A 12,616-nucleotide genomic window follows, 5' to 3' on the forward strand; every position below is an offset into this window, starting at 1 on the left:
TACTCAATACTCAATACTCAATACTCAATACTCAATACTCAAATACTCAAATACTCAATACTCAATACTCAAATACTCAACACTCATAAACCTTACAATTTATTAAAAGTGTATCCGTTTCCCTCCTCCTCAAAATCCAATTCAACGCCCATCAAATACATCAAGTGGGGCTTTTTTATTAATAGACCAATATTTAGATTATTGATTTGGTGAAGTTCGTCATTGTCTTCCATTTTATCAAAACCAATAAAATAAGTGGCACTACAAGCACCTCCTCTCAGACCAATTCTCAAAAAATAATTTTCGGGAATACCTTTGATTTTCAAGGCATTATTAATCTGTTCTTTCGCTTTATCGGTAATATCAATGGGATTTATTTTCAAATCTGTCATAACTACATTCTTTTCACCACTAAAATTAACTATTTTTGATTTTCTAAGCTAATGACTTTTGACAATACACACGAAAGTCAAAAGCTAAAACTAAAATTAATTAACCCTTACACAATGGAATTAGTTGCCGATTTATTAAAAGTTATTTTACCTGCTGGATTGGTTCTATGGGCTATGTATTTGACAGTCAGCTCATTTATCAAAAAAGATTTAGTTCAAAAAGAATTAGATATTAAGGCTGAAACGACCAAAACTTTACTTCCAATACGTTTGCAAGCATACGAGCGAATGGCTTTATTTTTAGAAAGAATTTCTCCTAATAACTTATTGATTCGTTTGAATGGCAGAGCTGTAACAGTTGCTGATTTTCAACAATTAATGCTTGCGGAAATCAGAGAAGAATTTTCTCATAACTTATCTCAACAAGTTTATATGAGCGACCAAGCATGGACAACCATCAAAAATGCCATGAATGAAACCGTTGCTTTAATCAATTTATCGGCTAAAGATTTAGCTTCAGAAGCTCCTGCTTTGGAGCTTTCAAAACGAATTTTTGAAGTTGTGATGAACAAAGGAGTAAATTCTTCTGACGAAGCCCTTAGAATGGTAAAACAAGAAATGAGAACATTTTTTTTCATGTAGAGACGTTGCCTGCAACGTCTTTTGAAAACAATAATAATTATGAAAAATAAAACCACTATCCAACATCTTTTCAGTATTCCTGTTATTGTAGCCGCTTTGGGCTATTTTGTAGATATTTATGACCTCCTTTTATTCGGAATTGTTCGAGTGCCGAGTTTGAAAGAATTGGGTTTAAACGAAGAACAAATTTCCTCTGTCGGTAAAGATATTATCAATTGGCAAATGGGAGGCTTACTTTTAGGCGGAATTTTATGGGGAATTTTGGGCGACAAAAAAGGGCGTTTATCGGTACTTTTTGGGTCAATTATCACCTATTCACTCGCCAATATTGCCTGCGGTTTTGTACAAGACCCAACCACTTACGGTCTTTTACGCTTTATTGCAGGAGTAGGTTTGGCAGGAGAATTAGGAGCTGGCATCACATTAGTTTCTGAGATTTTACCAAAAGAATTAAGAGCTTTAGGTTCATCATTAGTTGCAGGAGTTGGTTTATTTGGAGCAGTTGTGGCATATTTCACCGTAAAAGAATTTGGCGGTTGGAGAAATGCTTACTTTGTGGGTGGCGGACTCGGAATAACGCTTTTATTACTTCGTATCAGCGTTTTTGAGTCAGGAATGTTTGAAAATTTGAAGCAACAAAAACATATTCAAAAAGGAAATTTCTTTGCTCTCTTTACCAATAAAGACCGTTTGAGCAGATATTTAAAATGTATTGCTATTGGAGTTCCAACATGGTTTGTTATTGGTATTTTGGCAACATTTGCCAATGAATTTGGAAAAGCCATGGGCATTCAAGAAAACATAGAACCGGGCAAAGCCATTATGTTTTGTTATATCGGACTTGCCTTTGGCGATTTATCAAGTGGTGTCATTAGTCAATTTTTAAAATCTCGTAAAAAAGCAGTAGCTATTCTTCTATTAATGTCACTCATTTGTAGTATTGTGTATTTATATGCAGGAATTCAAACGGCTACGGCTTTATATACAACTTGTGTTTGTGCGGGCTTTTCAGTAGGTTATTGGGCAATGTTTGTAACCATTGGAGCAGAACAATTTGGGACAAATTTACGTGCTACGGCAGCAACAACCATTCCAAATATGGTAAGAGGTGCAGTTATCGGAATGACCTCTCTTTTTGCTTATTTAAAACCTTCTATGAGTATTTTTGATGCTGCCGCTGTGGTAGGTATCATTGCATTTGCAATGGCATTTTACTCTATTTTTACCATTCCAGAAACACATGGAAAGGATTTAGACTTTTTGGAAGAGTAGGATAGGTTAGTCTGAACTATGATTTATAGGATTAAAGAATTTGAAGATTAAATTTTACGGAAAATCATAAAATCTTCCAATCATAAAAATCATAATTCAGACACAATCAGCCAATTATACATCATAAAAAATCAACTCACTAAAAACGCTGTTTCATGCTTAATTTCAGACATTACGAAGATGGAGTGTGTACTGCCGATATTTTCTAAAGACGCTAATTTATTCATCAAAAATGCTTGATATTCTCGCATATCATGAACCACAATTTTGAGCATAAAATCATAATCTCCCGAAATATTATAACATTCTTGCACTTCGTCTAATCGTACAATTTCTTGAACAAACCTCGCTCCTGCTTCTTGGGCGTGTTCTTTCAAACGGATACTACAAAAAACCATTAAATCTTTCAGCACTTTTTCTCTATCCACCAAAGCCACGTACTTTTTGATAACCCCATCTTTTTCTAACCTCCGCACACGTTCATACACGGGCGTAGGTGATAGGTTTAGGCGTGAAGCCAATTCTTTGGTCGTCAACAAAGCGTCTTGTTGTAAATGTCTAAGAATTTCTTTGTCGGTTGAGTCTATTTTAATTGCCATATTTTTAGAAGATAATTTATCGGTTCGTTGAAATAAATAGCAAACATTTAGCTAATAATATCTGATATTTTCATTTAGTAAGGTAAATATATCTATTTTTTCAAAACAAAGTAAATTATTTATCTTAAAGGGATAATTTTGTAATAGATTTTGTTGAATGAGTATCAGGAAATTATCAGTAAGCTAATTTTTAATACTAAATTTGTACTTTACTAAGAAATTCAAACGATGACAACAGACATTTCGCAAATAGACCTTAATGCAACTTACAGTTATGCTGATTATTTGACTTGGAACTTCAAAGAAAGGATAGAACTGATAATGGGAAAGATATTTAAAATGTCTCCTGCCCCAGCCATGAAGCACCAAAGAATTGCATTTCGCTTAACAATGGCGGTGGGTAATTTCTTTGAAAAACATCCATGCCAAGTCTTTTTTGCCCCTTTTGATGTACGCCTGACGGTTAAAGATAAAAAGACTAATAAAGATATTCAGACCGTTGTACAACCTGATATTTGTGTGATTTGTGATGAGTCTAAATTGGATAAAAGAGGTTGTTTGGGTTCACCAGATTTAGTCATTGAGATTCTTTCGCCCGGCAATTCTAAAAAAGAAATGAAGCAAAAATTTCAAGTTTATGAAGCAAGTGGTGTACGTGAATATTGGTTAGTTGAACCCAAAGATTGTTGTGTTTTTATTTATACACTCAACGAAGAAGGTAAATATATTGGACACCGTCCCATGACTGATGATGAAATCATGTATTCTCATATTTTTCCTGAAATGAAAATAGATTTAGCGGTCATTTTTGAAGGAATGGTAGAAGATGAATTTGAGAATGATTAAAGTTGATATAAAACTGTACTAATACTTTGTGACACTGTGCCTTTGTCACTTTGTACCTACCAAAAAGATGAATAGACCAAATATAAAAGAAGTTTTAAAAAATAGAATCCTTGTGCTTGACGGAGCAATGGGTTCGTTGATTCAAGAATATAAATTATCTGATGCCGATTATCGTGGCGAGAAATTCAAGGATTTCCCGCATGAGGTAAAAGGTAATAACGATATGCTTTCGATAACTCGCCCCGATGTTATCAAGGAAATCCATGCAAAGTATTTTGAGGCAGGTGCAGATATTGCGGAAACTAACACATTCTCAGGTACTTCTATCGCTATGGCAGATTATCACATGGAAGAATATGTGTATGAATTGAACTACGAATCTGCAAAAATTGCCCGTGAAGTAGCCGATGAATTTACCGCTAAAAATACTGCGGGCGGCGTTCCGCAAAAACCACGTTATGTAGCAGGTTCAATTGGACCTACCAATAGAACTTTGTCTTTATCGCCAGACGTAAATGACCCGGGTTTCAGAGCCGTTACTTTTGATGAATTGGTTGATGCTTATTATGAGCAAATTCAAGGTTTGATGGACGGTGGTGCTGATTTGTTATTGGTAGAAACTATTTTTGACACATTAAATGCAAAGGCAGCACTTTTTGCCATTGATTTATACCAAAAAGATAGAGCAGAAGGAACTATCAGACCACTTCAAAGTACGTCTATTCCACGTCAGGAAAATAATTCCCAATTCACCAATCCCAATTCACCAATCCCAATCATGGTTTCGGGAACGATTACGGATGCTTCTGGACGTACCCTTTCTGGACAAACCACCGAAGCATTTTTGACTTCTGTTTCCCATTTAGATTTATTATCAATTGGTTTGAACTGTGCTTTAGGAGCCGACTTAATGCGTCCTTATGTACAAATTTTAGCCAAAGAATCACCCTTTTTAGTATCGGCTCACCCCAATGCAGGTTTGCCCAACGAAATGGGAGAATACGACCAAACACCTTCTGAAATGGCAGCGATTGTAGAAGATTTCCTACAAAATGGCTTCATGAATATTATTGGAGGTTGTTGTGGAAGTACGCCTGCACACATTGCAGAAATTGCCAAAGTTGCCGCAAAATATCCCCCAAGAACGATTCCTACATTTGAGCCTATCCAAAAATTATCGGGGCTTGAACCTCTAAATATTACCAAAGAAACCAACTACGTAAACATCGGAGAACGTTGTAATGTAACAGGTTCAAAGAAATTTGCCCGCTTGATTCGTGAAAATAAATACGAAGAAGCCATTGCCGTAGCTCGTGAACAAGTAGATGGTGGTGCAATGGTTATTGACGTAAACTTAGACGAAGGAATGATTGATGGTGTAGAAGCCATGAAGACTTTTTTAAATTTGTTGATGGCTGAACCAGACATTGCCAAATTGCCAATCATGGTCGATTCTTCAAAATGGGAAGTGATTGAAGCAGGCTTAAAATGTGTGCAAGGAAAGTCCATAGTAAACTCTATTTCATTAAAAGAGGGTGAACAAAAATTCATTGAATCGGCAGAAAAAGTTAAACGTTATGGAGCAAGTACAGTCGTGATGGCGTTTGACGAAGAAGGGCAGGCAGATTCTTATGAAAGACGTATCGAAATCTGTAAAAGAGCTTATGACATTTTGGTGGACAAAGTGCATTTTCCTCCGCAAGACATTATTTTTGACCCAAATATCCTAACCGTTGCAACAGGTATCGAAGAACATAATAACTATGCTGTTGATTTTATCAATGCTACTCGTTGGATAAAAGAAAATCTACCTTACGCCAAAGTGTCGGGCGGGGTTTCAAATATTTCGTTCTCTTTCCGTGGAAATGAGCCTGTTCGTGAGGCAATGCACACCGTGTTTTTGTACCACGCCATCAAAGCAGGTATGGACATGGGTATTGTAAATGCAGCTCAATTAGGCGTTTATGACGATATTCCAAAGGATATGTTAGAGCTTTGTGAAGACGTTTTATTGAACCGCAGAGAGGATTCAACAGAACGTTTGGTAGCATTTGCCGAAACGGTAAAATCGAAAGGAAAAGAAGTTGTAGTTGACAATGCTTGGAGAAATCAAGCTGTCGGAAAACGCTTAGAACACGCTCTAATCAAAGGATTAACAGAATTTATAGATGCCGACGTAGAAGAAGCTCGTCAGCAATATGACAAACCTCTACACGTAATTGAAGGCCCTCTGATGGACGGGATGAACGTCGTAGGGGATTTGTTCGGAGCAGGCAAAATGTTTTTGCCACAAGTAGTAAAATCGGCAAGGGTAATGAAAAAAGCAGTAGCTTATTTATTACCATTTATTGAGGAAGAAAAAACTCGTTCTTTAGGTGCAGGTGAAGCTCAGAGTGCAACAGGTGGTGGAAAAATTCTTTTGGCAACAGTAAAAGGCGACGTTCATGATATTGGTAAAAACATCGTTGGTGTTGTTTTGGGCTGTAATAATTATGAAATTATTGATTTGGGCGTAATGGTTCAAACCGAAAAAATTCTTGCCGCTGCTCGTGAACACAACGTTGATATTATTGGACTTTCAGGTTTGATTACGCCTTCATTAGACGAAATGGTTGGGGTGGCGAAAGAAATGGAGCGTCAAGGTTTTACCGTACCATTATTGATTGGCGGAGCAACTACTTCACGTATTCATACAGCGGTAAAAATTGACCCACATTATTCTGGCCCAGTAATTCACGTGTTGGATGCCTCGAAAAGTGTACCAGTGGCGGGCCGTTTGATGCAAAGTGAGCAAACGAAAGAGGAAATTTTTGATGAAATTAAATCTTCTTACGCTCAATTACGCATAGACCACGCAAGCCGTCAGAAAGATAAAAATTATGCTCCCATCGAAAAGGCTCGTGAAAACGCTCCAAAAATTGATTGGGCAAATTTCAAATCTACAAAACCACAGTTTTTAGGAAATAAATATTTCATGGATTATGATTTAGCAGAAATAGCCAAGTACATCGACTGGACTCCGTTCTTCTCAACTTGGCAATTATCGGGTAAATATCCAAAGATTTTTGACAATGAAGTAGTTGGAGCAGAAGCCAAAAAGTTATTTGATGATGCTAATGTTTTATTACAAGAAATCATTGATAATAAACTGCTTAAAGCTCGTGCAGTAGTTGGATTTTATCCTGCAAATGCCGTTGGTGATGACATTGTTCTTCACACCTTTGAAGAAATTATCAAAGAAGTCCCTTGCGAAAAACATGGTGTTCATAAGCATATCAGTTACAATGTTTCGAAAGAAAGCAAAAATGAAACGGTATTACATCATTTACGCCAACAAGGACAAAAAGCTGCTAACGTAGCCAATTATTGTTTATCGGATTTTATCGCACCTGAAACTACAGGTAAAGAAGACTATATCGGTGCATTTGCGGTTACGGCAGGAATTGGAATCGAAACGCTATTAGAAAAATACGACCGTGACCATGACGATTATAACTCAATTATGGTAAAAGCCCTTGCCGACCGTTTAGCAGAAGCCTTTGCGGAATTAATGCACGAGCGTACACGTAAAGAGTTTTGGGGATATGCCAACGACGAAACGTTGAGTAATGAAGATTTAATTTCTGAAAAATACCAAGGTATTCGTCCAGCTCCGGGTTATCCAGCGTGTCCAGACCATACTGAAAAGAAAGCACTTTTTGAGTTATTACAAGCTGAAGAAAAATTAGAAATTCAATTGACAGAAAGCTTTGCCATGTATCCAGCGAGTTCAGTGAGTGGTTGGTATTTCTCTCACCCAGATAGTAAGTATTTCCCAATCGGAAAAATTGCTAAAGACCAAGTAGTTGACTACGCAGAACGTAAGGGAATGAGCTTAGAATTGACAGAGAAATGGCTCGCTCCTGTTTTGAATTATGATTAGGAATATTTAAGTTTACACTAAATATAAACGAACAAATTATGGTATCGACATTTCAAATTAACGAAGCTGAACTTGACAATAATTTTGTTAAAGCATTAAAATCGATGTTTAAAAATCGTAATCTAACGCTTACAATTGAAGCAGAAGAAGTAGATACTACAGAATATTTATTGAGTAATGCTGTAAATAAAGAACGTTTATTAAAAGCAGTAGAGAATGCTAAGCAACGTAAAAACTTAGTAAAAGTTGACTTAGAACAATTAAAAAACTTAGTGAATGCGTAGTCTTATTTTTGAGCCAGATGCACAAGAAGATTTATTTCATTGGGCTAAAGTGGACGTTAAAATTCTTAGAAAAATTATTGATTTATTAGAAGATACTCAAAGTCATCCGTTTACTGGAAAAGGTAAGCCAGAACCCTTAAAACATGATTTAAAAGGATTTTGGTCAAGGCGAATAACTGATGAACATAGGATTACCAAGTCACAGATGAAGAAATAATCGTCATTCAATGCAGATTTCATTATTAGATAAAATAAAAATAGGCACTCAAATTGAGTGCCTATTTTGTTTTACAAACCCTTTCCAGTAGCTGCCCAATAAATACCTCCGTAAATATGGTCTAAGAAAGTTTGGTCTGAATAAGTCAATGGAATATGACCAAGTGCTGTATAGAATGCACGTCCGCCGTCATAGTTGTGATACCATGAAATTGGGTGCATATCTCCCATGCCCTTGCCTTCTTTATCTCCCCATTTTGCCGCAGGATTATATGTTTTTTCATCTACCGAAACCAAAATCTTTAAATCAGTGGCATTAGCAGGCGTTTTGAATTCATACCATTCGTCTGTCCAAAGGAATTTCTTTGGAAAACGCTCCATTCCTGGAAAATTACTATCTTCAACTTTCAAATAAGCCGATTGGTTTTGTGGGTGAATTTTAAAATACATACCAACCATTTTACCGTACCAAGCCCAATCATATTCTGTGTCAGATGCTGCGTGAATACCTACATATCCTTTGCCAGCTTTGATAAATTTCTCAAATGCAGCTTGTTGTTCTTCATTCAAAATATTTCCAGTTGTACTCAAGAAAATCACCGCTTGATATTTTTCTAAGCCTTTATCGCTGAAAACAGTGGCATTTTCTTGCCAATCTACACTAAAATTATGGCGATTTGCTAATTGTTTGATTGCCGTTACTCCTTCATGAATAGACTCGTGGTGAAAGCCATCGGTTTTGGTAAATAACAAAACTTTAAATTGTTGTGCAAACGAAATGCTTGACATCAGTGATAGTCCAAGCATCAACATTATGCTTTTTGCGGAAGATATTTTCATTATAAAAATTGGATTGAGATGGAATTATGAATTAAGTTCAATGAAAATTTATCGAACCTATTTGAAATCTAAATTACAAATTCGCTACCATTGATTATCATGGTATGTAAGGAAATTTTACAAGGGCACAAAAATACAAAACATAAAAAAGCCTTTTTACAAACCTAATTTTGTTTGTAAAAAGGCTAAAATCAGCACTTTAACAAAATTATCTTTTAACTTTCTGAAATCTGTCTATTTCCCAACAAATCATAAAAGCTATCGTTCCAATCCATAATCCACAGGCTTCACGAGCTAATTCTTGATTCATTGTTTTCATCGATAAGCCTCCTCCTTCCGAGAAAAATCCTTCCCATGAAGTCATCATATTCCACGAATTCATACCTCCCGCAAAAGAAAGCACAATTAAAACCAATAGCATTTCGGGATTTGCTTTTCCTTGATACGTTCTGAATGTCGCATAAGCTGCTATCAAATAAATGGGAATCCAAAGAATTGGGTCGGGGTCATTATACTGCCAACCTGCAAAAAGTAAAAAAATGAGGGTAAAAATTAGGGCTATGTATTTCATGTTGATATTGTTAAACGATTGGTAAATATACTAAAATCACTTGCAAAAACTATCCATTGCTGTTTTGGCATCTGTATATCCCAAACGATTAGCCGTCTTTAAACTCATACAAGCTTCATCACTTTTATTCATTTTTTGCTGAACAATCCCTAAAGCGTAATATGCTTTGGCAAATTGCGGGTCAATTTTCACAGCAGTTATAAAATCGTTAGCAGCGTTATCAAATTTACCCATTTGAAAATAAATATTTCCTCTATTATACAAAGCATTTGTTTCTTTTGGATTCAATTTGATAGCTTTTTCAAAATCACCTAATGCTTCTGGAATTTTGATTAAAGCCGCATAAATAATGCCTCTTTTGATGTAAATCTCAGCAGTATCTGGCTGAATTTCAGAGGCTTTATTGCAGTCCATCAATGCTCCTTCCCAATCTGATTTTTCCATTTTTACAGACGCACGATTGAAATAGGGCTTGTAGTCTTTTGGCTCCAGTTTGATGGCTTGTTCATAGTCTAATAAAGCACTATTATAGTCTTTCAGCTCAAAATTAGCTGCCCCACGCATATTAAATGCTTTTGCATTTTCTGGGTCTTTATCTATCGCCTGATTCAAATATTCAATGGCTTCTTTTGCTTTACCTTTTTGTAATTGTTCCTTTGCTTTCTCTAAAAATGCCTCAGAAGAACCCGTGCAAGCGGTAAGCAGGAAACAGGAAACAGTTAGCAGTAAACAGTTTTGTAGGATTGATTTTCTACCTATTTTTGGGGTATGTCTGACAAGTTGAGAATCCCTAATATAAAAATCCTTGAAGGTTATTGAGATATATTTATTTAAAAAAGCAAACATTTTGGTTGTATTTGATTAAAAGTTAAAAAATATTTAAAAATAATTATTGTCTATAAATGATTGATAATAAAAAACTTAACAGAGTTTTCAATATTATGGCGTGGATATTTTTCAAAGTAGGTTTTGTAACCTCAATAAAATCCACCATCTTTGTGACGGCAAATTACCAGCTCCCTCCGAATCCCCCAGGTCTTGACCGAAGCAAGGGTAGGCAGGTTGTAGCGGTGAATTTGCCTTTTTTTTTGCCCTTTTCTGAAAGTTTAGCAACAAAGACGCTAAGTCTCTATAAAAAAAATCACTTTGAATCTTCGTGCCTGATTAGCTCAATTCTTTCAACTTCACAAATCATTTTCCTAATGCTTTCCAAGTCACTAAATTGTCATCGGGTTTTGGCAATGGTGTTGATGTATAAATATGAAATTCTCCAGCTTTTAAATTGAAAGCAAAATTAATGTCTGATACCTCAGTAATATTTCCTGTAAAATAGTCATACCATGTTCCAATGGTTGGAAATATATCTGAAACTAAGTGGTCATTCACATCTAAATTAGCAACGACAATTAGGTGATTATTTGCTCCATTTAAAACTACTTTCTTTACAAAACCTGCTAAATCCAATTGAAAATCTGTTGACTGGGCAATCTCTAAAGTTGTTTTAATCTTTATCAATGCTGCAAAAACCTTATACAACTTCAAACGGTCGGGGTTTTCAAAATATTCCCAACGAATGGGTTTTCGTCCTGTTCTTCCGTTTTGGTCAATTGCAACATCATACCCTAACTCGCCAAACTGCCAAATCATTTTAGGACCTGGAATTGTCAAGAAAATTGCAGCAGCAGCTTTTACACGTTCTAATATTGTCGGAAATGAAAAAACCGAACTTCTACTGTTTATGGTATCATAAACGACTCTTTCTTCGTCATGACTTTCCATATAGCCAACTGCCGATGGACTTTTAAAACCTCTTGATTGATATGAATAACGAGTAAAGTCAGACGGGAAACCTTTTACCGCATTACGTGCATCTCCATTTTGATTTGCCCAAACCATCATGCCCATGTCCGTAAAAACCTGTTCTTCTTTATCTTCTGAAAACAACTCTAAAATTACATAAGCATCTTTATCGTAGCTTCTTATTTTGTTATAATACTCTTTCCAAATATTAACCCGACCTTTATCATATAACCTAAACTTGCTATCGTTTGTAGTCACCTTTTGCGTAAATCCTTTAGCTAAATCAAAGCGATAACCGTCTATTTTATATTCTTTTAGCCAAAATTCATTGGCACGATTTACGTAGTCTTTCGTAGCTTGACTTTCATGATTAAAATCTGAAAACACATTATACGGATGCTTGGCACGTTGATTAAAAAAAGGTGAATCAGCCGACGGTTTGTTGCCGTCCCAATACATTTTTACATACGGAAATTCATAATCAGCCTGATTATAAACCACATCTAAAATTACCGCTATTCCGTTTTCGTGACAAACATCAATAAATCTCTTCAAATCGTCTTTTGTTCCGTAAGCTTTATCGGGTGCTAAATGATAAATTGGATTATATCCCCAAGAATCATTATTTGAAAACTCCGCAATAGGCATTAATTCAATGCAATTCACGCCTAAGTTTTTGAAATATTCCATGCGGTCAATGACATTTTGATATGAACCATCTTTGTCAAAATCACGAATGTGTAACTCATAAATTACTAAATTGCTTTGAGCAGGACGCTTGAAATTAGTTATTTTCCAAGTATATGGCGTTTGTCCAGTCTGAAAAACCGAAGCAATAGTTGTTACATTTGAAGGTAAAACTTTAAGATTTGGGTAAACACTTGGAGAAATCCATTTATCATTATTTGGATCAAGGATTTTCTCACAATATGGGTCACCAACGGCTAATTTGCCATTTATCAAATACTGAAAAGCATATTCTTCACCTTTGGTTAGTCCATCAATTTCAAGCCAATAACGATTTCTATCAGGAGTACATTTCATCAACGATTGCGTATCAGCTTGCCAATTATTAAAATCACCGATAGCATATACAAATTCCTTTTTCGGGGCAAAAAGAACTAAAATAACTTTTGTATCTGAAATATAATTTATTCCGTCTTGGATACCCGTCGGCAAGGCTTCAATAATGGGAGAAGGCTTCACAATAAAATCATTAGTGGTTGATAAAA

At 35.7% G+C, this 12,616-nt stretch carries 12 protein-coding genes; 6 read left to right on the plus strand and 6 right to left on the minus strand.

Annotated elements, in window-relative coordinates:
- Positions 1-92: 92 nt before the first annotated feature.
- The gene (locus LV89_RS10850; RefSeq protein WP_109742918.1) at positions 93-392 is read right to left on the minus strand and encodes a HesB/IscA family protein; all 300 of its coding nucleotides are present in this window, start codon (positions 390-392) and stop codon (positions 93-95) included.
- Positions 393-443: 51 nt separating this feature from the next.
- Here LV89_RS10850 and LV89_RS10855 point away from each other — a divergent pair, with 51 nt between their 5' ends.
- Entirely contained in the window at positions 444-1,034 is a 591-nt protein-coding gene (locus LV89_RS10855; RefSeq protein WP_310588778.1) for a DUF7935 family protein, read from the plus strand.
- A gap of 39 nt (positions 1,035-1,073) precedes the next feature.
- Entirely contained in the window at positions 1,074-2,306 is a 1,233-nt protein-coding gene (locus LV89_RS10860; protein WP_109742919.1) for an MFS transporter, read from the plus strand.
- Positions 2,307-2,437: 131 nt separating this feature from the next.
- Here LV89_RS10860 and LV89_RS10865 read toward each other — a convergent pair whose 3' ends face one another.
- Positions 2,438-2,905 carry an Lrp/AsnC family transcriptional regulator gene (locus tag LV89_RS10865; protein WP_109742920.1) on the minus strand — a complete coding sequence of 156 codons (468 nt, stop codon included), beginning with the start codon at positions 2,903-2,905 and terminating at the stop codon, positions 2,438-2,440.
- Positions 2,906-3,133: 228 nt separating this feature from the next.
- On the opposite strand from LV89_RS10865, the gene LV89_RS10870 reads away from it, so the two are divergent.
- The 4 genes from LV89_RS10870 (at position 3,134) to LV89_RS10885 (ending at position 8,174) form a co-directional block, all read left to right on the plus strand.
- The gene (locus tag LV89_RS10870) at positions 3,134-3,751 is read left to right on the plus strand and encodes a Uma2 family endonuclease (RefSeq protein WP_109742921.1); all 618 of its coding nucleotides are present in this window, start codon (positions 3,134-3,136) and stop codon (positions 3,749-3,751) included.
- Between the two features lie 67 nt (positions 3,752-3,818).
- Complete coding sequence (gene metH, locus LV89_RS10875) at positions 3,819-7,673, plus strand: methionine synthase (protein WP_109742922.1); 3,855 nt, start codon at positions 3,819-3,821, stop codon at positions 7,671-7,673.
- Between the two features lie 38 nt (positions 7,674-7,711).
- Positions 7,712-7,957, plus strand: coding sequence for a hypothetical protein (locus LV89_RS10880; protein WP_109742923.1), 246 nt, complete (start codon positions 7,712-7,714; stop codon positions 7,955-7,957).
- Positions 7,950-8,174, plus strand: coding sequence for a Txe/YoeB family addiction module toxin (locus tag LV89_RS10885; RefSeq protein ID WP_310588779.1), 225 nt, complete (start codon positions 7,950-7,952; stop codon positions 8,172-8,174). The genes LV89_RS10880 and LV89_RS10885 overlap by 8 nt, the downstream gene beginning before the upstream one ends.
- Positions 8,175-8,245: 71 nt before the next feature.
- On the opposite strand, the gene LV89_RS10890 is transcribed toward LV89_RS10885, so the two are convergent.
- The 4 genes from LV89_RS10890 to LV89_RS10905 form a co-directional block, all read right to left on the minus strand.
- Positions 8,246-9,013: a ThuA domain-containing protein gene (locus LV89_RS10890; protein ID WP_109742924.1), complete on the minus strand. Its 768-nt coding sequence runs from the start codon at positions 9,011-9,013 to the stop codon at positions 8,246-8,248.
- A gap of 208 nt (positions 9,014-9,221) precedes the next feature.
- Positions 9,222-9,584 carry a transmembrane 220 family protein gene (locus LV89_RS10895; protein ID WP_109742925.1) on the minus strand — a complete coding sequence of 121 codons (363 nt, stop codon included), beginning with the start codon at positions 9,582-9,584 and terminating at the stop codon, positions 9,222-9,224.
- Between the two features lie 36 nt (positions 9,585-9,620).
- Positions 9,621-10,430, minus strand: a complete 810-nt coding sequence (locus LV89_RS10900) for a tetratricopeptide repeat protein (RefSeq protein WP_109742926.1) — start codon at positions 10,428-10,430, stop codon at positions 9,621-9,623.
- Between the two features lie 345 nt (positions 10,431-10,775).
- On the minus strand, positions 10,776-12,590 hold the full coding sequence (locus LV89_RS10905; RefSeq protein WP_109742927.1) for an alpha-amylase family glycosyl hydrolase: 1,815 nt from the start codon (positions 12,588-12,590) through the stop codon (positions 10,776-10,778).
- Between the last annotated feature and the right edge of the window lie 26 nt (positions 12,591-12,616).

Source organism: Arcicella aurantiaca (assembly GCF_003148625.1).
Classification (GTDB): domain Bacteria; phylum Bacteroidota; class Bacteroidia; order Cytophagales; family Spirosomataceae; genus Arcicella; species Arcicella aurantiaca.